This is a genomic window from Legionella pneumophila subsp. pneumophila str. Philadelphia 1 (assembly GCF_000008485.1).
Lineage (GTDB): Bacteria > Pseudomonadota > Gammaproteobacteria > Legionellales > Legionellaceae > Legionella > Legionella pneumophila.
On the sequence record NC_002942.5, the window covers coordinates 3,008,505 to 3,033,477 of the forward strand.

Sequence of the window (24,973 nt, forward strand, 5' to 3'; positions counted from 1 at the left end):
CAACCCTGCCAATTTAAAGATAATAACCTAAATCAATATGGATTTAAGCAAAAGAGTTAGGCTATTATAGCAATGGATGCGTTGACCCCCAATAGACCTTTTGTATATCTGGTTTATTTTGTTGGCAGCGACTTTTATTGACCTTCAGAGGAGGACTTGATCCATGAGACAGGTACCTGTATTACCATCATTCTTATCTATTCCAGGCGCATTCTCCTATTCAGGGAGAACGGCATGAAAATCCATGATTTTAAAATAAAAAAGCAGGAACAAAAGAAAATTTCCATGTTGACCTGTTACGATTACCCTTCAGCATGCATAGTAGCAGAATCAAATATCGATTGTGTTCTCGTGGGTGATTCCGTAGCTATGGCAGTGCACGGCCACCCTACAACCATTATGGCCACTATCGAAATGATGGAATTACATACCCAGGCAGTAGCTCGTGGTTTAGGCAAACAGTTTTTGATTACTGACTTACCTTTTCTCGGACATAAATCATCTCAAGGTCATACAGTAGAAAACGTAAAAAGGCTGTTACAGGCTGGAGCCCAAGCAGTTAAAATCGAGGGCGCTGATAAAGACACCTGCCAAACGATTTCCCATTTAGTTAATGCCGGCATCCCTGTTATGGGTCATATCGGCTTAACTCCCCAATCCATTCATCAATTAGGCGGTTATAAAGTCCAGGGAAAAAACAGCGAACAGGCAGAAACTCTATTACAACAGGCAGCCACCCTGGAACAAGCCGGCTGCTTTGCGGTAGTTATTGAATGTGTTCCGCAGGAGCTGGCAAAAACGATTACCGATTCGTTAGTTATTCCTACTATAGGAATTGGCGCAGGCCCAGGAACTGATGGGCAAGTCCTTGTCTGGCACGATATGCTAGGTTTACAGACTTCATTTAATCCTAAATTTGTAAAAAAATATTTTAGAGCCAAAGACCATTTTATTGAAGCCTTAAACAGCTATGTCCAGCAAGTACAACAAATGCATTTCCCAGCTAATGAACATTCTTTCTAGGAAAATTATCCATGCAAATTTTTCATAATTTAAATGAGTGGATTCACTTTAGAAACACCCTGTCCCCTGATTTATCCCTGGGGTTTGCTCCAACTATGGGTAACTTGCATGCTGGACATGCTTCTTTGTTTTTAGCCAGTAGCAAAGAAAATCACTATACCGTCTCCAGTTTGTTTGTTAACCCGACCCAATTTAATAACCCTGATGATTACAAGCATTATCCACGCACAGTCGATGCTGATCTCGAATTAATGACTCAGAATGGAGTTGATTTTTGTATACTCCCCAATGAAAATGAAATCTATACCGATGGCTATGCTTATCAAGTTCAAGAAAACCGGCTTGGGCAATTGATGGAGGGAAAACACCGACCGGGGCATTTTAACGGAGTACTGACCATCGTCATGAAACTCTTTAATTTGGTCAAACCAACCCGTGCCTATTTTGGTGAAAAAGATTACCAACAACTGTTGCTAATTCAAGGAATGGTAAAAGCATTGTTCATGGATATTGAAATCAAATCTTGCCCCACAGTAAGAGAAAAAAGTGGCCTAGCCTGCAGCTCACGCAATAACAGGCTTACTCCAAGCCAAAGAGAAATCGCTGATGAATTTGCAAAAATATTTCATCAAAACAAATCCTCTGCCATGATAAGCAAAGAATTGGAAGCGCTTGGAATTACTGTAGAATATATTGAAGAATTCCAGGGCAGACGATTTGCTGCAGTAAAAATTGGCGATATCCGTCTCATTGATAATTATTTGCTATGATTCAAACCAATTGGTGCGTGATAACAGGTGGACCTTCCTCAGGGAAAACCACTTTAATTAATCATTTGGCAGAGTTGGGATACAAAACTGCGCCAGAAATAGCCAGATTTTATATCAACCAGCTGCTGTCTCATGATAAAAAAACTCTACAAGAAATAAAACATGATATCCTTTGGTTACAAAGAAAAATTCTCAATATCATGTTAAGACGAGAAAGAAACCTGCCTAAGAAAGACTTAATTTTTTTTGACCGTGGCACCCCGGACAGCATCGGTTATTTTCGTTTTCATCATTTAGATGAGACTCATGTGGTCAGAGCTTGTCGGTATTTACGCTATAAAAAAATTTTTTTCTGTCATCCCTTGCCTGTTGTCCCAGATACCATAAGAGATGAGGATGATGTCACCGCAAAGAAAATTAGTGACTGCATTTATAATGCCTATGTTGGCCTTAACTACCCTGTCATAGAATTACCAGCAACCTCAATAAAAGAACGCCTGGAAATTATTTTATCCCATGTTGATACCTAGCTTTAGGTTTTATGCAAAGCGATTGCCGCTGCAATAACCGCTGCCTTGTGTTGAGGCAAGGATTTATTTGAATACTTTAACCATTCGGGGTGTGCCTCCACTAAACCGGTATTGAATACCCCTTTCTGAAATTCCTCTGATTTTATCATTTCTAAATAATAAGGAATGGTAGTTTTTACTCCAAACATGCGCATTTCCTCAAGAGCTCGACGCGCCCGTCGAAGTACCGAGGGCCAATCAAAAGCCCATACGGTCAATTTGGCACACAAAGAATCATAATCCGGGGGAATCTGGTAACCAGTATAAATTGCGCTATCTGTCCTTACACCAGGTCCTCCGGGAGCGTAATATCGAGTAATCCTTCCAAAACTGGGTAAAAAATCGTTTTGAGGGTCTTCTGCATTAATGCGAAATTCGATGGCAAAACCATTGTATTTAATTTGTTCTTGAGAGATAGTTAGACGCTCACCAGCTGCAATTCGAATTTGCTCCTGGACTAAATCAATACCAGTAATCTGTTCTGTAATTGGATGTTCAACTTGTAAACGAGTGTTCATTTCCATGAAGTAAGGTCGATTATTTTTATCCAAAATAAATTCAACAGTACCCGCATTGGTATACCCTACCTCCTTGGCTGCCTTGACTGCGTATCCCAAAAGCACTTGACGTGTCGCCTCATCCAATTGGGGGGAAGGCGCTATTTCAACCAATTTCTGATGTCGCCTTTGGATTGAACAATCCCGTTCAAACAAATGAAGTACTGTTCCATGATGATCTGCTAGAATTTGTACTTCGATATGGCGTGGATTCGCTATATATTTTTCCATGTAGATATGGGAGTCTCCAAATGATTTTTCTGCTTCAGATTGCACGCGAGCAAACTGTTGCTTTATCTGACTGGCATCATGACATAATCTGATACCTCTACCCCCCCCTCCAAAAGTCGCTTTGAGCATTACAGGATACCCTAGAGTTTCTGCGCAATGTAAAGCGTCATCTATAGTTTCCAAATTCCCCTTGCTTCCTGGTATGGTGGGAACCCCTGCTTTTATCATCGCTTCTCTTGCTGCAATCTTGGAGCCCATAGTGGCTATCACTGGAGCAGACGGTCCTATAAAAACGATACCTGCCTTATTACAATCCTCAGCAAACTCGGCATTTTCAGATAAAAAACCATACCCGGGGTGAATTGCTTCACAACCGGCCACCTTGGCACACTCAATAATACGCCGTCCGTTAAGATAAGCATCTAAAGGTTTTTTACTAAGACAGTGAGAATGAGAAGCTCTTTTGACATGCAGGGCAAATCTGTCCACTTCACTGTGAATAGTCACTGCTGCTATCCCCATCTCCTTGCAAGCACGTACTATTCGCAGGGCTATCTCACCGCGATTAGCCACCAGAATTTTTTTAAACATTAAAAATCTCTTGTAAAAACTGGCTCATTGCTTGCCATGATCGGCGCGCAGCAACCTCATCGTAAATTAATCCTAAATGTTCATCATGCGCTTGAGGATTAGTAAAAGCATGTTTCACCTGCCCATACATATGCATTTGCCAATCCACATTAGCTTCTGTCATTTCCTGACAAAAAGCATGTACTTGTTCCGGTTTCGCCATAGGATCATCATAACCGTGCAAGGCCAGAATTTTTGCTTTAATTCTTCCGGATGCTAGATTCTCAGGTTTATTAAGCAAGCCATGAAAACTTACTGCTCCTCGAATATCCGCACCACTCCTGGCTAAATCAAGGGCACACAAACCACCAAAGCAAAACCCTATAATGGCTATGCGATTGTTATCGACTACCGATATTGATTTAATGGCTTCCAATGCGGCATACAACCGTCCCCTAAGCAAAGAGCGATCGCTGTACAAGGGTTGCATCAATGCCATTTTTTCATCATTGTTAGAACCAATTTGTCCTTGCCCATACATATCCAAAGCAAAGCCTATATAGCCCATCTCAGCAAGTTGTTTTGCTTTAAGGCAAGCAAACTCACCTCTTCCACTCCAATCATGAGCGACTATTACGGCAGGCCGAGATTGTTTAATTCCCTCTTCATGCGCTAAAAATCCGTGTAACTCAAGATCATCATGTTGATAAATATAATTCGATGAATACATAAAATATCTCCTAAATTATTTTAAAATAGTCTAGGGCAATATCCGTAAAAGTCCAGTAATTACATTAGTTTAGCCTAATGCTTTTCTTTGTCTTTTGTTCCTCGTGGCTAAGTAAAAATAGTGTCGTCCAATAAAAGGATATCGAATTGAATTAATCTAATGCTCTTGCATGTTTCGCCAAAACATGAGTCCATGAGTCAGTAAATATCAATATGTCCACTAATTAACTCAAATTATGGATTTGGTCTAAAATAAAAATAAATTATGTGAGGAATGTTGCCATGATGACTGATTCGTTAATACACATAAGGGATTTGTTACATGCTCAATTTTGCTACCAAATGTTTATTACTCCCATTCATCTTCCTATCGATAAAAAATACAGGGAATTTGCCAAAATGGCCTGTGAATTCATAGAAGGAAGACGGGATGAAATCATACACAGAGAATATCCTCGTCATCATGTTTTACATCGTTTTACTCCCGCGAGCAAACCAAATGGAAAAAAAATATTGATTACGCATGGCTGGATGTCTCGTGCTGCTTATATGGTTCGCTTAATCAGGCTTCTTCATAAAGAAGGATATGAAGTCTATGCTATCGATTTTCCTGCCCATGGCGAAGCTAAAGGAATTCAGCTTCCCTGGACTGATGCCATTGCTATTATCAAAGAAACGATTAACCAATTTGGGCCTTTTTATGGATTGGTTGGCCATTCTTTTGGTGGTTCAATGATTTTAAATACTTTGAATCTGGCAGGCCAACTACCGGAATGGCAATTAAATCACAAGCCGGAAAGAGCCATTTTAATTGCATCGCCAACACAAATGCGAACTCCTGTCAATAAAATTGCCAGACGTTTTAAATTAAGCGGGCAAGCCTATTTACAACTTCGCCAATTAATCCGTCAACAAGCATCGGTAGATCCTGAGAGAATTCGTTTAAGTCATTTTATTTCCCAAGCCCCTGATACCTATTTTCTATGTATCCATGGAGAATTGGATGCCACTATCAACCCCAAAGAATCGATAAATTTTTGCAAATATTACAAAAATGCCCGCCTGTCTCTTTTACCAGACGCTGATCATGTGAGTGTATTAATGGATGAGCGCGTCGAACAAATCGCTTTGGATTTTTTAAATCGTTAATATGACAGGGGGGGTTGATCCACCTGGATTACGGTTTTACCTAATCCAGGTGGATCCAGTAGCTAGGCAGACCATTGTGTTTGCTGAAACAATGAGTTTCACATACAGAGGAATTGGCTTCAAAATTTTGTAATTAACCCTCCATGTATTGACGGATTTTTTTCATGGCATTTTTTTCAAGTTGCCTAACCCGTTCAGCAGAGACACCATATTTTTCTGCCAAATCATGTAACGTGAGTTTTTCTTCAGCAAGCCAGCGTTGTTGTAAAATATCCTGGCTACGTTCATCCAGTTGTTCCATAGCAAACAGTAATTTTTCACGCCCCTGATCGCCAGTATCCTCATTCTCTAACAAGACAGCAGGATCATCGTTCACATTAAACAAATAACGCTCAGGCGCTTTGTAAGCATCATCATTATCATCAACATCTGGCGCATCATAAGATGAATCCATAACATTTAAACGTTGCTCCATCAACAACACGTCTTCTCGGCTAACGCCCAAATCTTTGGCGACAGCGTCAACTTCTTCATTGCTGAACCAACCCAATCGATTTTTCATTTGGCGCAAATTAAAAAATAATTTACGTTGGGCCTTGGTTGTAGCAACTTTAACTATTCGCCAGTTACGCAGCACAAACTCATGAATTTCTGCTTTAATCCAATGAACAGCAAAAGAAACAAGGCGTACGCCCATCTTGGGGTCAAAACGTTTTACGGCTTTCATCAAGCCTACATTACCTTCCTGAATTAAATCACTTAAAGGCAATCCATACCCCAGATAACCGCGGGCTACACGAACTACATAGCGCAAATGCGCAAGAACTAATTGTCGAGCAGCTTCTATATCTCCTTCAGAATGAAAACGCTCGGCATATGCAATTTCCTCTTCCAAAGTCAGCATTGGAATTTGATTTACTCGATGGATATAAGAATCAAGACTACCAACAGGTAGATTCATTGCAGCAAGTTGCAACTGTTGACTCATACTACTTCCTCCGGTCATTAACACTAAAATAGTATTAAAATTTATATCCTATTAACTGATAGGATTCACCAAAATGAATGCTAAGCTATAAATTTTCAAAAACTGCAAATTAAGTAAAAGTTCATAACTTAGCACTCTCTTCATGATGTTTCAATTTTGGTCATTATTTCAGCGATCCTTGGCATATTTATAAATCGCTAAACCTCTTATATAAAAGTTTTTTACGGTTTATAAGCACACAACGAATCCGGACAAATATTGACCAAAACCAATGCTTCATCAACTAATATTATACATTATTTGTAGGGTTCTATAGAAGCCAATTGCCGCTTAACAGACAACAAGGCTCCAAGCCACCCGAGTATAATAGCAAATAACACAAGTAGCAAGATTTGCCGTAGTGACAAACAAGCTAAAGGATAGTGCATTTGATAGACATTAGCCAGCTGATTCACTGCGACGCCCAGGGTTAGAATAAAAATATTAACCAGAAAGATGGCTAAAAGTGCGCCAGCTGCCCCATACCAAATTCCAGAATATAAAAAAGGACGAATAATATAAGGATCTGTTGCGCCAATCAGTTTTAAAATTTTAATTTCTTCTTGTCTATTATGAATGTCCAGACGTAAGGTATTGCCAATAATAAATACTACAGCCAAAGCTAATAACGCCATTAAAGCATTTGCTGCCTTGCCAGAAAAACCCAAGATAGCGTGCAATCGATTAATCCACTCCATATCCAGTTTCGCCAACGCGACTTGTGGAAAAGCCTGAAGTTTTCGAGATAATAAATCTAATTTTGCAGGAGAATCTATAACTAATGCGGGAACTACTTCAATAACTGCGGGCAAAGGATTTTCAGGAAGATACCGCATAATGTCTTGCATACCTTCTTGTTGAGTTAACTCGGATAATCCATCTGCTGCAGATTTGATATTTGCCTGACCAACTCCTTCAGTAGTGCGTACTTTTTCAAGTAACGACGTTTGCTCCGCTTCCGGCAATGAAGGTTTCAAAAACAGGGAAATGTGCCCCCCTCGCTGCCAACGATTGGTTAGTTCACTTAAATTGTCAGTGAATACCCAAAAAAGTGTAGGTAACGCTAAAGCGATGGCAATAACAATGACGGTCATCATGGTTGCTATCGGTTTGCGGCAGAAAAGATTCAAGCTATTGGCCGCGGCTTGCAAATGATAGGCAAGAAGAGATTGTGATCGTTTTAACACAGCCTTCCTCCTTTCAGCATGACGATGCGATGTTTCATTCCGGCTATTAAAGCCAAATCATGGGTTGCAATTAATATACTAACTCCAACCTGATTAAATTGTTCAAAAATCTTCATTATCTCAGAAGAAAGTTTTGGATCAAGGTTACCGGTAGGTTCATCTGCCAATAACAATGCAGGCTTATGAACTACAGCACGAGCAATACCGACTCGTTGCTGTTCACCAACAGATAGGTGAACTGGTAACATTTTCTCTTTACTCAACAATCCCACCATATCCAAAGCGGCATGCACCCTTTTGGCAATCATAGGATAAGCAACTCCTTGAATTTGCAAGGGCAAGGCAACATTATCAAAAACAGTTCTGTCATTCAGTAGCTGAGGAGATTGAAATGTAATGCCTAACTGGCTGCGGTGAGCAGCAACATCTCGCTTTTTGAGATGATTTAATTTCAAACCATTGACTGTTAATTGACCAGACGTCGGCCATTCAAGAAGAGCAATCAACTTGAGCAAGGTGCTTTTGCCAGCACCTGAATGGCCAGTAAGAAAGACCATTTCTCCTTTTTGCAAAGAAAAATTAACTTGGCTTAATGCCTCAAAGCCCCCCGGATAACGTTTACTAACCTGGTCAAATGTGATCATCATCGAATATCGCACTAACAAATTGCGCTGCGTCAAAGGGCCTCAAATCTTCAATGCCCTCCCCTACCCCTAAATAACGAAAAGGTATCCCCAAATCATTCGCTATAGCAAATAATATCCCGCCTTTGGCTGTCCCATCAAGCTTGGTCATAGTAATTCCAGTTAATTGTACTGCTTCATGAAACTGCTTTGCCTGAGCCAAGGCGTTCTGCCCAATACTCGCATCCAATACCAACATGGTTTCATGAGGTGCCTTGGGATCGAGTTTCTGCATGACTCTTTTCACTTTTTTCAACTCTTCCATTAAATTGCTTTGAGTATGCAAACGCCCGGCTGTATCAGCGATTAAAACATCTATTTTTCTCGCTTTGGCAGCCTGAAGAGCATCAAATATTACTGAGGCACTGTCAGCGCCGGTATGCTGGGCAATAACAGGTATGCCATTTCTTTCGCCCCATACATGCAATTGTTCCACCGCAGCCGCCCGAAACGTATCGCCCGCAGCTAACATGACTTTTTTTCCCTGCTTTTGGAATTGTTTGGCTAGTTTACCAATCGTGGTTGTTTTACCGGCTCCATTGACACCAACCATTAATATGACAAAGGGAGAGCCGTCTTCAGTTTCTATGGAAAGCGGTTTCTCTTCCTGGCTCAAAATAGTTTGCAAATTTGTCTTTAGAGTCAGATAAACTGCTTCACCATTAGACAGTTGCTTTCGTGCCAAGCCTTCATTTAGCTGTTTCAATACGTCTTGAGTGGTGTCCAAACCTAAATCAGCACTAATTAATAAGGTCTCTAGCTCTTCGAGTAACTCCTGGCTGATTTCTTTTTTACCTAACAGCAGCCGACTTATGCCTTCCCCCAATTGATGACGGGTTTTGCTAAGGCCTTTCCTAAACCGGGCAAAAATACTTTCTTTGGGCGAAGGCTCTTTGACAGTCAGTTCCTGGGGTTCTTCAAGCCTGGATTCCATGCTGCTTTTGGCATGATCTTGTTGCTCTTCGGCATCCAAATTTGGTTCGGAATTTTGATTTCGTTTAAACCATTTAATCATTTTAGTGTACAATTCCTTAAAAATATGAAATTCTATCATCTTTTTAGCTTTGAGGTGACATTGTGCACAAATTACTCATTTCTCTTATGATGCTACTCTCATTTCAGGCTTTTAGCCAAGTCCAGGAGTATACGTTAAACAATGGTTTAAAAGTACTGGTAAAAGAAGATCATCGAGCTCCAGTCGTAGTATCCATGATTTGGTATAACGTGGGTTCAGCAGATGAGCCTGTAGGCATCACTGGTGTTTCTCATGCCATAGAACACATGATGTTTAAAGGAACTTCCAAATACCCGGTAGGGGTATTTTCCAAAACAATTGCTGCATTGGGAGGTCAGGAAAATGCTTTTACAAACAATGATTATACCGCCTATTATGAAAAATTAGATGCTGGCCATCTGGCTACAAGCTTCGAATTGGAAGCCGATCGCATGAATAATTTACTGCTTAATAGCGAGGAATTCGCTAAAGAAATTAAAGTCATTCAAGAAGAAAGACGTTTACGTACTGACAATAACCCGCAGGCACTTGCTTTCGAACGTTTTCTGGCCACAGCGCATCTTACAGCGCCGTACAATCACCCGGTGATAGGATGGATGAATGATTTGAAACAAATGAAAGTAGAGGATTTAAAAAAATGGTACGAAAGTTATTACGCACCAAATAATGCCACCTTGGTAGTAGTAGGCGATGTGAATCCTGAGAAAGTACATGCCTTGGCTGAACATTATTTCGGCTCAATAGCCAAACGTCCCATAGCGTCTCGTAAACCCCAGCAAGAACCCTCTGCGCTTGGGAAAAAAATGGTTTACATTAACGCGCCAGCGAAACTGCCATTACTGTTAATTGGCTATACTGTACCTAGTGTAAAAACTGCTAAAAATAACTGGGAACCTTACGCCTTGGAAATTATCGCCGGGATACTTGATGCCGGGGAAAGTGCGCGCTTTGCCAAACACCTGGTGCGAGGCAATCAAGTAGCCACTGGTGCAGAAGCCTATTATAACCTCTATTCAAGGTACCAAAGCCAATTTATTGTCTATGGGGCGCCTAGCCAAGATCATCAAATAAAAGATCTGGAAAAGGCATTAATTACGGAATTGGAAGCCTTAAAAAAAGCGCCTGTTAGCAATCAGGAATTACAAAGGGTTAAAAATCAAATCATAGCACAAAAAACTTTTGAAAAAGATTCTATTTTTGGTCAGGCCATGGAGTTGGGATTGTTAGAAACAATAGGTCTGGGTTGGAAAAATACGGAAACATACACCAAAGCCATCAATGAAATAACCCCTGAGCAAATTCAGCAAGTTGCGCAACGATATTTTCAAGAAAATAACATGACTGTTGCAGAATTAAAGCCAATCAGGCAAGAAGAGGTAAGACCATGAGTGTTTTAAGAGCTTTTATCATTTCGTTTAGTGTAATTTTTTCTCACAATCTATTCGCCAATTCATTCAAAACTGAAAAATGGCAGACTAAAAATGGGGTGCGAGTTGTATTTTATCAAGCAATGGAAGTACCTATGCTTGATATTAGTTTGGCATTTGCTGCCGGCTCTGCCTATGACGGTAAGTATTTTGGTTTAAGCGCATTAACAACCAATTTGATTAATCAAGGCAATTCCGGTAAAGACGCAACGAATATTGCGGAAGCTTTAGCAGACACCGGAGCGCAATTTAATGCCGAAACGAGTAGGGATATGGTTGTCCTTAGTCTAAGAACTCTTACCAGCAAAGAGGCTTTGCAGCAATCTACCAAAACCTTTAGCCAAATTATTAGTCATCCTGATTTTCCTAAAGAAGCCTTCGCAAGAGAAAAAGATCAACTTCTCATGGCAGTTGAACAAACAGAAGAATCGCCAGATGATGTAGCCATCCAGAACTTTTTTAAAACCTTATATCAAGAGCATCCCTATGCCCATCCTGTGCATGGGACAGTTGAGTCACTAAATGCCATTAAAGAAAATCAAGTCATTGATTTTTATAAAAAATATTTTGTTGCTAAAAATGGTATATTAGTTATGGTTGGTGCTATTGACAGTTCTCAAGCTCATCAATTGGCAGAACAATTGACCCAGGATCTACCCGCAGGAGAGCCAGCACCAACAATTCCCAAAGCCTCTCAGCTGGCCGATGCGGAAAAAATTAATGTACCGTTTCCTTCCTCGCAAACAGTAGTTCGCTTGGGACAGATAGGAATAGATCATCATAATCAAAATTATTTCCCTTTAATGGTTGGGAATTATATTTTAGGTGGAGGAACATTAGTTTCCAGGCTGGGTACTGAGGTAAGAGAAAAAAGAGGCTTAACTTACGGAATCGATAGTCAGTTTGTCCCTATGCTAGGTGAAGGACCTTTTATCATTAGTTTATCAACCAAAAACTCCGAGGCCAGAAACGCACTGCACATTACCCAGGATACCCTGATAAAATTTATCAAAAATGGGCCGAATCAGGAGGAGCTGGCTTCAGCGAAACAATATCTGACAGGCAGTTTCCCTCTCTCTCTGGGAAGCAATACCAACATTGCAAACCTGTTATTAAGAATGGCGTTCTACCATTTACCTGATAATTATCTGGATACCTATGTTGCTAAAATCAATGCGGTAACCGATGCTGAAATCAAACAAGCATTCCAGCAACAGGTGAATCCTGAAAAATTACTCTTGGTAACGGTTGGACAATCTTGAAACAGGTAATAAGGATTATTGGAGGATTATATCGGGGGAAAAAAATACATTTCCCCGATGTAGATGGCCTGAGGCCAACACCAGACAGAGTTCGGGAGACCCTCTTTAATTGGTTAATGAATGATATTAAAAATGCCCGCTGTCTGGATGCTTTTGCAGGTAGTGGCGCGTTGGGATTTGAAGCCTATTCCAGAGGAGCGTCTCATGTCGTTTTTATCGAACAATCTCCCAAAGCTCATGCCAGTTTGCAAAATACCATTCGTCAATTTGATACCCCCAAATTGCACCTTATAAAAACTGATACGTTAAATTATCTTAAACAAAGCACCGAGCAATTCGATCTGATTTTTTTAGATCCTCCCTACGCTCTCAACTATGTTCCTCAGTGTCTTGATCATATCATAACAAATAACCTTCTTGTTAAAGGAGGTCTTGTCTACATTGAATCATCATCTCCTATTGAAGTAAAAACAGAACTTTGGAAGCAATTGAAATTAAAACAAGCCGGTCAAGTCATTTATGGATTATTTGAAAAACTCTAACAAACAATGTCTTGACAACAAGCCTTCCTCCTGTTTCAATCAAACTAATATTTCCAAATGGTAAAGAACATTGAATGAACAACAATAAGATTGTCATAATGTTTATTTTTTCAGCGCTTCTTGCTGGTTGCGCTGGAACAATGAAATTTAAAAAACCACCCATCAATAATCCAAGTGATGATGCGACCATTAAATTAGCAGAAGCTGCCGTTTCAGTCAGTGACTCCATGCTTGAAATGGCAAAAGTTGAAAAAGTAATTACTCCACCAAGCAAAGACAATACCTTAACTATACCTAATGCTTATAACTTGCAAGCAAGAGCCAGTGTCGATTGGTCTGGTCCGATTGAAGAATTGACTGCACGTATCGCCAAAGCAGCACATTTCAGATTTCGTGTTTTAGGCAAGTCGCCTTCAGTTCCAGTTTTAATCAGCATCAGTACCAAAGATGAGAGTCTGGCCGAGATCCTTAGAGATATTGATTATCAAGCTGGGAAAAAAGCCAGTATTCATGTGTATCCTAACAGTCAGGTCGTAGAATTGCGCTATGCGAAAATTTATTCTTAGTTTATCTATTTTGCTATCAGCCCTCCTGGTAGCCTGTTCTTCTCGTAATCATTACGGGGATACTGGCTCATTGGCAGGACTTCAAGCTATGGCTGATTCAAAATACACCCGAGCTCAAAAAAAACAAAAAATGGGTAAAATTCGCGAGATGGCCCTTAAGGAAACCGCTTTAAGTGTTGGCGCCCAGGCTGGGTTAGCCTGGAGAGCAAAAATAATTGACGAGCAATTAAACAAACAGGCAAGGAATCTTGATGCAATTTATGATTTTAATTCCCTGGTCTTAGAGCATAATATTTTGCCTCCTGTATTACTTGAGGGAAGGAATACTTTGAATCTTGCAGATGCTCAAAGTATCCGTATTTCAGACCGCACCTATAAAGTCGCAAAACAAGCTCATTTCATTACTACTCCACCTACCTGGCGGCAATATTTGTGGATGGATTATGTGAAACCTGAAGCTCCCAATGTCACTCTACTCCCCAAAACCAAGGCTGAAAAAGAAATATGGTGCATCTATACTGAAAGAGGGTGGAAAAATGGTATAGATCAGGCAAACACCATTTTGGAAGAAAATATTGCCCGCATTAAAGAAGATTTCGGCGGTATGATTCTTTATAGAAAATTACTGGCTATGAACATGGTATCTCCTCCTTATGTTTCTCATACTGACTTGGGCGTAACTGGGGATGGCTCAGAAATTCATATCGATGACAGGGTCTTACGCATCACGGCGTTACCTGAACTTAATGTCAATAGTGCAGAATGGAGAGCTGCGGTCGCCAAAGATGAAAATGCTCTCGAACGTTTCAAAAATATGGAAAAACTGGCAAATCAGGCTAAAATTGTTATAACAAACAAATCCTGGCAACCTATTATAGCACCAGTAAGTTAATGTCTATGGATAATATTAATTTAATGCCCGATGAGCCAACTCGTTTCACTCCAGTATTCATGGACAGAATGCTGGAGCATGCAGAAAGCCTGAATGCTTCAGATATAACAATCCAAACTGGCGAACCCATTTTTGCAGAGGTTTATGGAAGACTCCTTAAAATTACAAATCGACGTCTTTCCAATACAGAATTGGGCGACCTTATTAATTCCATTTATGGCCCGAATGCCACGACACAATTACTTTCCGGTAAAGATATAGATACTCATTATGAGTTTCGACCCAACCGTGGTGTACGCTATCGATATAGGGTTAACGCGACTGCCTGCCTGGTTGAAGGTCATGATGCCATTCAAATCACATTAAGAACTATTCCAACCACGCCACCCAAACTCAGTACCATGAACCTCCCTGATAACATTATTGAAGCGATTGCTCCACAGGAAGGAATCGTGTTTATTACAGGCGCTACCGGTTCGGGCAAATCGACATTGTTAGCTTCCATTATTCGAGAACTTATTGAAACATCAGACTCAAACCGTAAAGTATTAACTTACGAATCCCCGATAGAATTCGTCTATGATGAAATTGAAACAATTTCCGCTGTAGTAAGCCAATCAGAGATTCCAAGACACTTACCCAACTTTGCTGATGGAGTAAGAAACGCATTAAGACGAAAGCCAAGATTAATTATGGTGGGTGAATGTCGTGATGCAGAAACCATCAGTGCCGCTCTTGAAGCCGCTTTAACAGGGCACCCTGTCTACACAACCCTGCATACTTCTGGTGTTGCAGAAACAATGCGACGTCTGGTCACATCTTTTAGCGGGGAAGAGCGTTTGGGAAGAACCATCGATATTCTTGAAACAATTAGGCTTTGCATTTGGCAAAAACTGGTCCCAACCGTTGATGAAAGACGTGTAGCCCTAAGGGAGTATCTGGTATTCGATGAAGAAGTGAGAGATATTCTATTGGAGGGAGACCCTAACGAAGTGACTTCAGCCACTCGTAAGTTAGTGAGGCAAAAAGGGCAGTTAATGACTTGGGACGCAAAAATGAAATTTGAACAGGGGATTATCAGTGAGCGAGTTTATAAATTAATCATTGCTGGGGCCAAAGAATATCAACAATAATCAAAATTAATCTGTTTGCACTTGCCATAGAAAAATCATTGATATACCGCATATAAAACAATCAAGCTCAAGGATTCGATTCATGATGTTTCACAGGAAAAGCCTATATCATTATTTTAACTTATTTATTTTGTTAATTTTAGGCTCTTCTCTCAATTGGGCTTCCGTCAATCAGCACAGCACAGCTTCGCCAACCCTCAACATTAAAATTTTAGGCATTAATGATTTTCATGGTCAAATAAGCAGTGGGAGAGCCGTAAAAAATGAACCTGTTGGCGGGGCAGCTGTCCTGGCCGCTTATCTTAAAGAAGCTCAATTGGGAATGGAAGATCGATCAATAATTACCATCATGGGTGATTTGGTTGGAGCCTCCCCCCCTTCTTCAGGACTGTTGAATGATGAACCCAGTATTTTATTTATTAATGGCTTGGGAAATAATCAATGCAAGCCCGAATCAAGAATGGATCCTCTTTGCAACATCGTTGCCACAGTAGGAAACCATGAATTTGACAAAGGGCAAAAGGCCATGTTTGATTTAATTTATGGTACCAATAATCCACCGACCGATTCATGGATCTCATTACCCAATTATCCGGGTGCATCTTATCCCTATGTTTCTGCGAATATCGTTGACGCCAAGTCAGAACAACCTCTCTTCCCACCCTACATAATTAAACGGATACATAATACTCCCATAGCATTTATTGGCGCTGTTTTAAAAGATGCGGCGGACTCTATGTTTCCAGCAAACGCAGAAGGAGTTAAATTTTTAGATGAAGCAGACAGTATTAATCATTACATCCCGGAAATTAAAGCGAAAGGAGTCAATGTTATTATTGTCCTGATTCATGAAGGTGGAAATCAAATTCCTTATGAGGGAGACACCCAAACTACCTCAGCAGTAGAAGGTCATATTAAAGAAATAGTTTATTCCCTTGGTGATGAAATCGACGTTGTTATGGGTGGTCACACCCATCAATTTCTAAATGCTTTCCTTCCAAATCGCAATGGGCATAAGATCCTGGTCACACAAGCGAATAGTTACAGTGCTGCTTTTGCTGAAGTTACCCTCCAAATCGATACCAAAAATCATACGGTAAAAAACAAATCAGCCAAAATTATTACAACTTATGCTAATCGATGGCCTGGAACAAATCCGGATACACAAGCCTTGGAAATTGTTAAATTAGCAGAAGATAAAATTGGGCCAATGATAAATAACCATGTAGGCACTGCAGAATATGATCTGCTAAGAAAACAAAATAAAGATGGTGAATCGAGTTTAGGGAATCTGATCGCAGATGCTTATAGAACAGTAATGAATACCGATCTGGGTATCACTAATCCCAATGGAATTCGTGATGATTTAAAAGCTGGGGAAGTTAACTGGGGAAATATCTATTCTATTTTACCCTTTTCCAACAGGATAGTCACAATTACCTTAACTGGAAATGATATTTATGACTTGTTAGAGCAACAATGGATGGGCTCTTATATCAATATGTTACAAATTTCCGGGTTTGCCTACACCTATGATTCACATCAACCTCTGGGACATAAAATAATTGAAATTAGACATCAAAATAAACCATTGCTTAGAGAAAAGATGTATACCATAGCCACTTCAGATTTTCTTGCCAGCGGGAATGGAGTTTTTTCAGTTATGAAAAGAGGAAAAATAATCCATATTGGTCAAAGTGATCATGACACGGTAATCGCTTATATTAAAAGTTTACCTCAACCCTTTCACGCGTCCATTGAGGCAAGGATAAAAGAATCAGAGACTGGATTAAAAACAGGAGTTGGATAGACTAAATTCGTTTTACCGTCAGCCCCTGTTTTTATTATTTATTAATTAAGTTTTGCTATTATTTTATGCATTCTAATCCAGCACATAGTAGAATTTGTTTTCGCTAAGTCCTCAAGTTCATTATGTAATTGTTTGATTTCCTCCCTTTTAGCTATGCCAAGCTCTAAAAGCTGAGGGGTCAAATCATCAAGCGCCATTGAATAAATTAGTTTTTCTTTGTTCGTTCTGAGCAAGGGTTGAAATAAAGAACAATGCTCAATTTCAAAACCGCAGGATGAAAACTCTTGCTCTAATCGATGCGCTATCTGAAAATCCCGATTGCTTTTGCTAAAGCATGACCTCGCCCATTGTGTAAACTGGTCATAGGAGGGTGAAGGAGGAGAGCAAAAGGTAGAATCAAATAAAGAGGGTTCTTCACATACGACGAAACCACCAGAATTAAGACAATTTTTCATTTGGAGAATGACAGAGCGCGCATCAGCCACATGATGTAAAACCATTCGACAATAAATCAAATCAAATTTTTCCCCAAGATCTGAAAGATGATTAACATCCCACACCTTAAATCGTATATTGCTATAGGTTCTGGTTCGTTGTTGAGTATGATCCAGTTGATCCTGACTCAAATCTATAGTAAGCAAACTGCCCTCCCGGCCAATTAATTTGGCTAATTCGAGGGTCATATCACCAGAGCCACACCCTATCTCCAGAGCAGTCATTGCCGCTGAAGGCCCAACCTCAGAAAGTAAATCCAGGCTGCTCTTGGCATACAATTGATGTTGCAGAGAAAGACGCTCTCTCGCCTTGTCATTGGTATTTAGAATGTAAGTACTGGGCATAATATATCCTTATATTTGATAAAAAATAATTATTGTTCTTCAAAAAGAGTTACATGGCTTTCCCTTTGCCACAAAGACTCATTTAAATATTGGTTTAAATGTTTTGCCTGTAATTGAAACATCTGGTTTAAATTTTCTTTAGTTGAGCTACCCATATGTGGTGATAAGACGACGTTATCAAGTTGCCTTAAAGCGAAAGGAACTTCCGGTTCATACTGGTATACGTCCAAAGCGGCACCAGCGATTGTATGGCGTTGCAAAGCATCAATCAGAGCGTTTTGATCCACTATACTGCCTCGCGCAACATTAATCAAATATCCCTCTGGCCCTAAATTATCTAAAACCTGTTTGTTAATTAAATGTTGTGTATCAATACCGCCGGAACAACAAATGATTAAAAAATCACTAATAGATGCTAAATTTGCGGCTGTTGGACAATACAAGTAAGGGCTATTTTTTTGACTTCGGGCCGTATAAGCAATTTTTAGCCCGAAAGGCTCTGCAAATTGCGCTATCTTTTCACCAATTTGACCGAATCCAACCAAGCCCAATTGCTTTCCCAATAAATGGTTGCCTAGAAAACGGGGCTTTTTCTCAACCCATTCATTATTTCGGGTATAGCGATCATTTAGAATCACCCTTCGCGACAGTGTTAACAATAAAGCGATAGCAAGTTCTGCTGTGTCATGAACACCTGCATTAGGTTGTGAATGCAGAATAATATGATTTTGCTTTAAAAAATTAATATCAATATTGTCCGTTCCTATTCCCAGGTGACTAATAATTTTCAAGTTAGGAAATTGCATTAAAAACGAATGGTCAATCTGATCCCATACCGTTGTGGCTAAAGCCACAACCCGGGATTGATCCACTCGTGAAGCCATTTTCCAACCATGAATAATGTTCCAATCAGGAATCAGCATGGGAATAATTGGCTCTAGAAATTGGTTGGTCAGGTAAACAAATGGCTTCATTAAAATGTCCTATTTTTCAGAATAAAGATTCCGTGTGTTGCCCATGATATTCTCTCTCATCTTTCTGACAAGCAAATAAAATCAAGCGGTAAAATGAGCGTTCTCAAGTAGAGACATATAGCGATTATTACGGTTATGATACTATATTCTTTTACTATTGCATTTCATTATTCCAAGGAGACGTTACCATAGAGAGGAATGCACAGCAATATTTTGAAAGCGCGAAGGAATTGTTCTTGCCAGTAATACCTGTGGAGGAGTTTGATGGTTTTATACTTAAATTGGGCAAGAATAACTACCATTTTTGCAAAAATGAAACTCCTTTTAATAATAGCTGTAGTGCCAATATTGCTATTGATAAATATTGTACCTCTAAACTATTGGAAAAAGCGGGTATTCCTGTTCCCAAAGCTATCTCTTTAAACTGTAGTGAATTTCAACGGAATTTGCATAAAGATAAAATTGCACAATTAAACTTTCCCTTAGTCATTAAACCAATAGACGGTTCGCTGGGAATCGGTGTTTTATGCAATATAAAAACATGGGAAGAACTGGAAAGCCATTTAACAAAATATTTTTCCTCTTATCAGTGCTTAATAATAGAAGAATTCCACGGCAAACTGAATTCTTACCGTGTATTGGTTTTTAATAACCGTATCCTTGGCATAGTCCAACGTTACCCAGCCGCTGTAACTGGCGATAGAGTACATCCCATACATGAGTTGATTAAACAAGAAAATTTAAACAGAAAAAGAATCAATGAAGCTTTAGGTGAAATTACTTTAGATGAGGAAGCGCGGATTAAACTTCAAGAGCTGGGCATAACAGAAAATTACATCCCCTCTTTTGGAGAACAAATTGTTTTATGCTATACAAGCAATGCAACAAGAGGTGGATCCTATGTCACCATAAACAAGAAGATGTGCAAGCAAAATCGTAAATTATTGCTTCAAGCAGCCAAAATACTCGACTTGCAATTGGTTGGGATAGATGTGGAATGTTCGGATATCATCAATATTCCTATAGAACAATCAAATGGCGTCATACTGGAAGTGAATCATAAGCCCAGTATTCGAATTCATGAGTTTCCAATGAAAGGAACCCCACAAAAAGTCACAAAAAAAATTATGCGCAGTTTCATCACCCGCCATCCGTTGTCTTACTTATATTCTATCTACAACAACCAACCGACCGCTTTTTATGTCCGCAGCTCTATTCTTATTATCATTATGGGATTAATTCTTTTAGCCGTGTGGTAATTCACCTCACCTAAAACTTATGTCATTTCCCAATCTTTACTTCCAATACCTGGCAGTGAGCTTATTTGATAATAAATTTATTTCTGAAATCACTTTGCTCAGGTAAAGGTAGTTCACTCCATGATAAATTCTGATAATTCACCAATCTCAATGAAAGAAATTTGAGATTAAAGTGCTTAATTGAACAACATATTGAACATGCTCATTTTGCAAGTGGTCTTTTAAAGTTTATACTTAATAATAATGAGGTTAAATTATTATTACGAGGTATTAAATGAATCCTGTATCGATTTTAGATGCCTCATTAAGAGATGGTGGACATAGAACTAATTTTCATTTTAAGGATGATGATTTAAAAAAAATACTACTTCCTCTTGATAACTCAGGTATTGAATACATTGAAATTGGCTACCGTAATGGTTCACTTCACCCTATTGAAAATATAGGGAAAGCTGGAATGTGTCCCCAAGATTATCTCCTGTATTGCCAATCTCTAATAAAAAAAGCAAAAATTGCAGTGATGGTTCATCCTCATAATGTAAACGAACAGGATCTGTTCGAGCTAAAAAATTGCGGTGTGAAATTAATAAGAATATGTATAGCAAAAGGTGATCTGGTAAATGCTGTCCCTCTGATTAAACTGGCTAAGAATTTGAATTTTGAAACCTCAGTGAACATCATCCATATTTCTTATTATACGGAAAGCGAACTGGATAGTTTGATTGAGGAAGTAAGCGAACACGAACCGGATATGATCTATTTTGCTGATTCTAATGGAAGCTTATTTCCTGACAGGATAAATTGCCTGTATAAAAAATACACCCGTCAATATAAAGTTTCTTTTGGATTTCATGCTCATGATAACCTTGGATTGGCGCAAGCCAACGCTCTTGCGGCGGTAAACGCCGGGGTTCATTTTATTGATGCCTCACTGGCAGGAATGGGCAAGGGAACAGGTAATCTAAAAACTGAATTTTTTATCGCTTATTTACATGCGAACAATATAAAAAAATACAATTTGGAAGATGTGTTGACAGCAGCTAATTATGTAAGAGATGCCTTGAAAATAGGACAAGAACCTATTGAAATGAGTGAATTCATAAGGGGAATTTCTGATCTGTCTACAGCAGACCTGAAAAGCTATAAACCAGGCAAGCTCTAGAAAATGCTTATATTTCCAATATAGGAATATAAGGCTGGGACACCTTGATTCCCCAAGATTTGATGCTCCAGAAAGCAACGTACTTTCAAAATTAAGCTGGCAAAATCATAGACCTTCCAGGAATAAGTAGAGAATACAATGGCAAAAAAAAGATTATTGATTATCGGTCCTGTTTCAACTCAATCCTCTAGTCTGAGGCACTTAAGCCAAAATTTATCTTTTCTTAATCCTTATTACTCCATTGAATGTCTTGATCCTCTTGTCAAGCAGCATGAGTGTCCCGATGAAGAATATTATGGAATTTGGCAAAAGCAACTAAAACAACTCATCAAAATTTATGATGCATTTGTTGGCTTTTCTTTTGGTGGTGTTATTCTTCAACAATGTTTTTCCATATTGAACGGGGAAAAAAAACAAATTATTCTTTTTTCTACACCCACATTTTCAGATTCCTCCTTAAGAGAAAAACTTGAAAAAGTCATCTCGCTCTGTTCGCAAAATAAACTGGAAGAAGCATTATCCACGCTTTATCAAGCAGTTTATGCTCCTCATCCCATTCCTGTCACTTCGCTGCGGTATTTAAATAGGGAACTTGCGATCAAGCGACTTATTTTTGGCTTAACCAAAGTATTGAAAACAGATTGTGTTTCGATTTTAAATCATTGTAATGTGAATCACTTTCATTTAATAGGTGAAAAATCACAACTGGTTAATACCAATAACGTGATAAAACCACCATGTGGCCAATTGATTGTAGTTCCCGAAGCAAGTATGCGAGTCCTAGAAAGCAACCCCACTTTTTGCAAAAAAATTATATTTAAGGCCCTGAATCATGAAATCCACTGATCCTATAAAAATTGCTGTATTACCAGGTGACGGGATTGGTATTGAAGTGACTGAGGCTACACTTCCTGTTTTTGAAGTCCTTGATGTTCCTGTAATCTTGAATTATGGTGATATTGGCTGGGAATTTTGGAAAAAAGAAGGAGCAGCAATCCCCTCCAGAACATGGCAATTGATAGCCTCCTCTGATACCGTTTTGCTAGGAGCGATTACCAGCAAGCCGCAACGTGAAGCCAAACAGGAATTAAGCAACGCGCTTAAAAAGAGCAATCCTTATTATGTTTCTCCCGTCATTCAGTTAAGGCAAGGTTTGGATCTTTTTGCGAATGTTCGTCCCTGTTTTTCCATTGATGACCAATCAAAGCCGTTTAATTTTTGTATCATTAGAGAAAATAGCGAAGGATTGTATTGCGGATTTGATTATTTTCCATTACCAAAAGCAATACATAGTTTATTAGCAGAAAGCCAACATTGGCAAACGATTCCAGCTGATGAAGCAAGTTGTGCCTTAAGATTGCAATCAAAATCCGGTTTAACCCGTTTATTTGATTTCGCCTTTAAGCATGCCATGCAAACCGGCATGCCTAGAGTCACTTTAGCAGATAAACCAAATGTTCTTAGAGAAAGCGGCGAATTTACCAGGAAAATTTTTGAAAGCACAGCCCAAAGATACCCGAAAATCCAGGCGGACATACTCAATGTCGATGCCGTAGCATTATGGTTGATAAAAAGCCCGGAAAAATTTGGAGTAATCGTCGCGGAAAATATGTTTGGTGATATTTTATCCGACGTCGGAGCAGGAGTCATGGGGGGATTAGGCCTTGCACCCAGTGCTAATATTGGCGATAAAGGGAGTTATTTTGAGCCAGTACATGGAAGCGGGCCAAGAATAAGAAAAAATTGTGCCAATCCATCAGCTATGTTTTTAACGATTAGCATGCTGTTAAATCATTTTGGTTATCCTGACCGAGCAAAAAAAATAGTCAATGCCGTAATGCAAGTCATAAAGGAAAAGCGTTTTATTACTTATGATCTGGGTGGGCATGCCACTACGACAGATATGGCGAATGCAGTGATTGAACATTGTGCGCGATTGAATGCCTCTTGTTTATCAAAGGATTTTAATCCCACCCCTAAAGAAAATTTAATTGAGTCTGATACTATGCCCAACTTGCTTCAGCAATTAATAAATTGTAATTCCGCAGAAATTTCTGATGCACTGGACGCTTGTGGAATCGAAGGCGGATTATTGAGTATAAAACCGTTATCGCAGGGAATGAAAATTATTGGGCCTGCTTATACTATCCAATACTTACCCAGAGAAAAAAAAGGAACAGCCTTCCATAATGCCGCAAACTATATAGACAAGGTTCCCAAACATTCGGTAATAGTTATTGACAACAATGGTCAAATTGATTGCACCGTTTGGGGTGACCTATTAACACATACCGCATTGAGAAATAACATCATGGGCACTGTTGTGCATGGGGCAGTGAGAGATGTCGAATCAATTCGCTCAACAAACTATCCTGTTTTTTGTACGGGAATTTATATGTGCTCTGGTAAGAATCGCGTTTACAAAGCCAATGAACAATGCCCTTTATCCATTAATGGAGTTACAATAAATCCTGGCGACATTATCTTTGCTGATGACAATGGAGTCTTGGTGATCCCAAATGATCGCCTTCAGGAGGTAGTGAATAAAACAATTGCCATAAGATTAACTGAGGAACGCATTAAGACCGCTATTGCATCAGGTTCGACACTTGAGCAAGCTCGAGAAGATTATTGCTATGAACAACCCTGGTTAGGTATTAATAAAAAAAGAGAGTCGTAGTGTTTTCGCCTGAAAAATTGAAATTCATAGACATACACCACCATGCGGCCCCTGATCTTTATATTCGTCGCAGAAATGCAATTGAAGCGGGAAAATTGTATCACTCTTTATATGGTGCAGTCGTTTTAAAAAGTCATATTGGCAGTACTGGTGTTCAGGCAACTATTGCGCAAGAAATGGGTTTGCCCGTTTTTCCTTCCGTTGTGTTAAATCATATCAATGGAGGAATAAATTATAGAGTAGTCATTCGCGCCTTGAGTGAATATCAACCTCTTTTTTCAGGTAAAATGATTGTTGATTTCCCAACTATCACAGGTCGTAAACTTCAATCAAAACTATCAAGAGAATTAACTCATGATAATTTAAAACAAGATACTCAAAAGGGTGAAACACTGTTTGGATCAAAACAACAACTACGCAAAGAAGTGATTGATATTTTAAAAATGACCCGGGACTACCCTATTGTTTTAACTTCAGGACTTGCCTCGAGAGATGAGATTTATAGATTGATTGATGCCTGTAATCAATATGATGTTCCTTCATTATTATTAAGCCAACCATCTAATCCTTTAATCGGATTAAAATTCACCGAACTCAATGAGTTGATTAAAAATGAATGGTTATGGGTGGAACAGACTGCCTTAACTTTTATCCTTGGGTACCAGGAAAAACAAGATTTTTCTCAAATATTAACTCATCTCCCTCGAGTCATTTACAGCTCGGACTTAGGACAGCTCGGTCAAATGGATATTCCAGAGTGGCTGCATTTCTCAAAAAAAATATTTAATGAATTGGATTTATCTGCAAAGCGCATGGAGGAGCTGACTCTCTCCAATGCCATCAAATTACTCAACTTATAAAGTTCCAATCAATCTATTGCCTAAGCTGCCTCTTTCGTTTTATTGCTGCTTTGCAAA

Annotated in this window: 24 protein-coding genes; 16 read left to right on the forward strand and 8 right to left on the reverse strand. The window is 39.3% G+C overall.

Annotated elements, in window-relative coordinates; all coding sequences use genetic code 11:
- Positions 1 to 234 precede the first annotated feature (234 nt).
- The 3 genes from panB to LPG_RS13445 are packed head-to-tail and all read left to right on the forward strand — an operon-like array spanning position 235 to position 2,323.
- Positions 235 to 1,023, forward strand: a complete 789-nt coding sequence (gene panB, locus LPG_RS13435) for a 3-methyl-2-oxobutanoate hydroxymethyltransferase (RefSeq protein ID WP_015443983.1) — start codon at positions 235 to 237, stop codon at positions 1,021 to 1,023.
- An 11-nt stretch (positions 1,024 to 1,034) separates the two neighbouring features.
- Positions 1,035 to 1,793, forward strand: coding sequence for a pantoate--beta-alanine ligase (panC, locus tag LPG_RS13440; RefSeq protein WP_010948362.1), 759 nt, complete (start codon positions 1,035 to 1,037; stop codon positions 1,791 to 1,793).
- Positions 1,790 to 2,323 (forward strand): ATP/GTP-binding protein, encoded by a 534-nt coding sequence (locus LPG_RS13445; RefSeq protein WP_010948363.1) that lies wholly within the window; start codon positions 1,790 to 1,792, stop codon positions 2,321 to 2,323. The genes panC and LPG_RS13445 overlap by 4 nt, the downstream gene beginning before the upstream one ends.
- A gap of 2 nt (positions 2,324 to 2,325) precedes the next feature.
- On the opposite strand, the gene LPG_RS13450 is transcribed toward LPG_RS13445, so the two are convergent.
- Both LPG_RS13450 and LPG_RS13455 read right to left on the reverse strand, forming a co-directional pair.
- Entirely contained in the window at positions 2,326 to 3,741 is a 1,416-nt protein-coding gene (locus LPG_RS13450; protein ID WP_010948364.1) for an acetyl-CoA carboxylase biotin carboxylase subunit, read from the reverse strand.
- Positions 3,734 to 4,450 carry a dienelactone hydrolase family protein gene (locus LPG_RS13455; RefSeq protein WP_010948365.1) on the reverse strand — a complete coding sequence of 239 codons (717 nt, stop codon included), beginning with the start codon at positions 4,448 to 4,450 and terminating at the stop codon, positions 3,734 to 3,736. Before LPG_RS13455 ends, LPG_RS13450 begins: the two co-directional genes overlap by 8 nt.
- 281 nt (positions 4,451 to 4,731) lie before the next feature.
- Between LPG_RS13455 and LPG_RS13460 the strand changes: the two genes are divergently transcribed.
- Positions 4,732 to 5,598 (forward strand): alpha/beta hydrolase, encoded by an 867-nt coding sequence (locus LPG_RS13460; protein ID WP_015443982.1) that lies wholly within the window; start codon positions 4,732 to 4,734, stop codon positions 5,596 to 5,598.
- A 133-nt stretch (positions 5,599 to 5,731) separates the two neighbouring features.
- On the opposite strand, the gene rpoH is transcribed toward LPG_RS13460, so the two are convergent.
- The 4 genes from rpoH to ftsY all read right to left on the reverse strand — a co-directional run bounded on the left by rpoH (position 5,732) and on the right by ftsY (position 9,510).
- Positions 5,732 to 6,586 (reverse strand): RNA polymerase sigma factor RpoH, encoded by an 855-nt coding sequence (gene rpoH, locus LPG_RS13465; RefSeq protein ID WP_013101924.1) that lies wholly within the window; start codon positions 6,584 to 6,586, stop codon positions 5,732 to 5,734.
- 296 nt (positions 6,587 to 6,882) lie between these two features.
- Positions 6,883 to 7,812 carry a permease-like cell division protein FtsX gene (gene ftsX, locus LPG_RS13470; RefSeq protein ID WP_010948368.1) on the reverse strand — a complete coding sequence of 310 codons (930 nt, stop codon included), beginning with the start codon at positions 7,810 to 7,812 and terminating at the stop codon, positions 6,883 to 6,885.
- Positions 7,806 to 8,456 (reverse strand): cell division ATP-binding protein FtsE, encoded by a 651-nt coding sequence (gene ftsE, locus LPG_RS13475; protein ID WP_011216539.1) that lies wholly within the window; start codon positions 8,454 to 8,456, stop codon positions 7,806 to 7,808. The genes ftsX and ftsE overlap by 7 nt, the downstream gene beginning before the upstream one ends.
- Positions 8,443 to 9,510: a signal recognition particle-docking protein FtsY gene (ftsY, locus tag LPG_RS13480; protein WP_015443981.1), complete on the reverse strand. Its 1,068-nt coding sequence runs from the start codon at positions 9,508 to 9,510 to the stop codon at positions 8,443 to 8,445. Before ftsY ends, ftsE begins: the two co-directional genes overlap by 14 nt.
- Before the next feature lie 62 nt (positions 9,511 to 9,572).
- On the opposite strand from ftsY, the gene LPG_RS13485 reads away from it, so the two are divergent.
- From LPG_RS13485 to LPG_RS13515, 7 genes are all read left to right on the forward strand, one after another.
- Positions 9,573 to 10,898 carry a M16 family metallopeptidase gene (locus LPG_RS13485; protein WP_010948371.1) on the forward strand — a complete coding sequence of 442 codons (1,326 nt, stop codon included), beginning with the start codon at positions 9,573 to 9,575 and terminating at the stop codon, positions 10,896 to 10,898.
- Positions 10,895 to 12,199, forward strand: coding sequence for a M16 family metallopeptidase (locus tag LPG_RS13490; RefSeq protein ID WP_010948372.1), 1,305 nt, complete (start codon positions 10,895 to 10,897; stop codon positions 12,197 to 12,199). Before LPG_RS13485 ends, LPG_RS13490 begins: the two co-directional genes overlap by 4 nt.
- Positions 12,196 to 12,741, forward strand: coding sequence for a 16S rRNA (guanine(966)-N(2))-methyltransferase RsmD (rsmD, locus tag LPG_RS13495; RefSeq protein WP_010948373.1), 546 nt, complete (start codon positions 12,196 to 12,198; stop codon positions 12,739 to 12,741). The genes LPG_RS13490 and rsmD overlap by 4 nt, the downstream gene beginning before the upstream one ends.
- 74 nt (positions 12,742 to 12,815) lie before the next feature.
- Positions 12,816 to 13,307, forward strand: coding sequence for a type IVB secretion system lipoprotein DotD (gene dotD / locus LPG_RS13500; RefSeq protein WP_010948374.1), 492 nt, complete (start codon positions 12,816 to 12,818; stop codon positions 13,305 to 13,307).
- Positions 13,288 to 14,199, forward strand: a complete 912-nt coding sequence (gene dotC, locus LPG_RS13505; RefSeq protein WP_010948375.1) for a type IVB secretion system protein DotC — start codon at positions 13,288 to 13,290, stop codon at positions 14,197 to 14,199. The genes dotD and dotC overlap by 20 nt, the downstream gene beginning before the upstream one ends.
- Entirely contained in the window at positions 14,199 to 15,332 is a 1,134-nt protein-coding gene (dotB, locus tag LPG_RS13510; protein WP_011216546.1) for a Dot/Icm type IV secretion system ATPase DotB, read from the forward strand. The genes dotC and dotB overlap by 1 nt, the downstream gene beginning before the upstream one ends.
- 82 nt (positions 15,333 to 15,414) lie before the next feature.
- Complete coding sequence (locus LPG_RS13515; protein ID WP_010948377.1) at positions 15,415 to 17,142, forward strand: bifunctional metallophosphatase/5'-nucleotidase; 1,728 nt, start codon at positions 15,415 to 15,417, stop codon at positions 17,140 to 17,142.
- 41 nt (positions 17,143 to 17,183) lie between these two features.
- On the opposite strand, the gene LPG_RS13520 is transcribed toward LPG_RS13515, so the two are convergent.
- Positions 17,184 to 17,981, reverse strand: a complete 798-nt coding sequence (locus LPG_RS13520) for a class I SAM-dependent methyltransferase (RefSeq protein ID WP_010948378.1) — start codon at positions 17,979 to 17,981, stop codon at positions 17,184 to 17,186.
- 29 nt (positions 17,982 to 18,010) lie between these two features.
- Positions 18,011 to 18,955, reverse strand: a complete 945-nt coding sequence (locus LPG_RS13525) for an NAD(P)-dependent oxidoreductase (RefSeq protein WP_010948379.1) — start codon at positions 18,953 to 18,955, stop codon at positions 18,011 to 18,013.
- Between the two features lie 236 nt (positions 18,956 to 19,191).
- Between LPG_RS13525 and LPG_RS13530 the strand changes: the two genes are divergently transcribed.
- The 5 genes from LPG_RS13530 to LPG_RS13550 all read left to right on the forward strand — a co-directional run bounded on the left by LPG_RS13530 (position 19,192) and on the right by LPG_RS13550 (position 24,916).
- Positions 19,192 to 20,214 (forward strand): cyanophycin synthetase, encoded by a 1,023-nt coding sequence (locus tag LPG_RS13530; protein WP_015443978.1) that lies wholly within the window; start codon positions 19,192 to 19,194, stop codon positions 20,212 to 20,214.
- A gap of 274 nt (positions 20,215 to 20,488) precedes the next feature.
- Positions 20,489 to 21,376, forward strand: a complete 888-nt coding sequence (locus tag LPG_RS13535; protein WP_010948381.1) for an aldolase catalytic domain-containing protein — start codon at positions 20,489 to 20,491, stop codon at positions 21,374 to 21,376.
- A gap of 138 nt (positions 21,377 to 21,514) precedes the next feature.
- On the forward strand, positions 21,515 to 22,222 hold the full coding sequence (locus LPG_RS13540) for a hypothetical protein (protein WP_010948382.1): 708 nt from the start codon (positions 21,515 to 21,517) through the stop codon (positions 22,220 to 22,222).
- Positions 22,209 to 24,056 (forward strand): isocitrate/isopropylmalate family dehydrogenase, encoded by a 1,848-nt coding sequence (locus LPG_RS13545; RefSeq protein ID WP_010948383.1) that lies wholly within the window; start codon positions 22,209 to 22,211, stop codon positions 24,054 to 24,056. The genes LPG_RS13540 and LPG_RS13545 overlap by 14 nt, the downstream gene beginning before the upstream one ends.
- Positions 24,056 to 24,916, forward strand: coding sequence for a DUF6282 family protein (locus tag LPG_RS13550; protein WP_010948384.1), 861 nt, complete (start codon positions 24,056 to 24,058; stop codon positions 24,914 to 24,916). The genes LPG_RS13545 and LPG_RS13550 overlap by 1 nt, the downstream gene beginning before the upstream one ends.
- The last annotated feature ends 57 nt before the right edge of the window (positions 24,917 to 24,973 follow it).

Bases quoted from the DNA above. Each gene is read 5' to 3' on its own strand.
- panB (WP_015443983.1), top strand. From the start codon at position 235: ATGAAAATCCATGATTTTAAAATAAAAAAGCAGGAACAAAAGAAAATT.
- panC (WP_010948362.1), top strand. From the start codon at position 1,035: ATGCAAATTTTTCATAATTTAAATGAGTGGATTCACTTTAGAAACACC.
- LPG_RS13445 (WP_010948363.1), top strand. From the start codon at position 1,790: ATGATTCAAACCAATTGGTGCGTGATAACAGGTGGACCTTCCTCAGGG.
- LPG_RS13450 (WP_010948364.1), bottom strand. From the start codon at position 3,741: ATGTTTAAAAAAATTCTGGTGGCTAATCGCGGTGAGATAGCCCTGCGA.
- LPG_RS13455 (WP_010948365.1), bottom strand. From the start codon at position 4,450: ATGTATTCATCGAATTATATTTATCAACATGATGATCTTGAGTTACAC.
- LPG_RS13460 (WP_015443982.1), top strand. From the start codon at position 4,732: ATGATGACTGATTCGTTAATACACATAAGGGATTTGTTACATGCTCAA.
- rpoH (WP_013101924.1), bottom strand. From the start codon at position 6,586: ATGAGTCAACAGTTGCAACTTGCTGCAATGAATCTACCTGTTGGTAGT.
- ftsE (WP_011216539.1), bottom strand. From the start codon at position 8,456: ATGATCACATTTGACCAGGTTAGTAAACGTTATCCGGGGGGCTTTGAG.
- ftsY (WP_015443981.1), bottom strand. From the start codon at position 9,510: ATGATTAAATGGTTTAAACGAAATCAAAATTCCGAACCAAATTTGGAT.
- LPG_RS13490 (WP_010948372.1), top strand. From the start codon at position 10,895: ATGAGTGTTTTAAGAGCTTTTATCATTTCGTTTAGTGTAATTTTTTCT.
- dotD (WP_010948374.1), top strand. From the start codon at position 12,816: ATGAACAACAATAAGATTGTCATAATGTTTATTTTTTCAGCGCTTCTT.
- dotC (WP_010948375.1), top strand. From the start codon at position 13,288: ATGCGAAAATTTATTCTTAGTTTATCTATTTTGCTATCAGCCCTCCTG.
- dotB (WP_011216546.1), top strand. From the start codon at position 14,199: ATGTCTATGGATAATATTAATTTAATGCCCGATGAGCCAACTCGTTTC.
- LPG_RS13515 (WP_010948377.1), top strand. From the start codon at position 15,415: ATGATGTTTCACAGGAAAAGCCTATATCATTATTTTAACTTATTTATT.
- LPG_RS13520 (WP_010948378.1), bottom strand. From the start codon at position 17,981: ATGCCCAGTACTTACATTCTAAATACCAATGACAAGGCGAGAGAGCGT.
- LPG_RS13525 (WP_010948379.1), bottom strand. From the start codon at position 18,955: ATGAAGCCATTTGTTTACCTGACCAACCAATTTCTAGAGCCAATTATT.
- LPG_RS13535 (WP_010948381.1), top strand. From the start codon at position 20,489: ATGAATCCTGTATCGATTTTAGATGCCTCATTAAGAGATGGTGGACAT.
- LPG_RS13540 (WP_010948382.1), top strand. From the start codon at position 21,515: ATGGCAAAAAAAAGATTATTGATTATCGGTCCTGTTTCAACTCAATCC.
- LPG_RS13545 (WP_010948383.1), top strand. From the start codon at position 22,209: ATGAAATCCACTGATCCTATAAAAATTGCTGTATTACCAGGTGACGGG.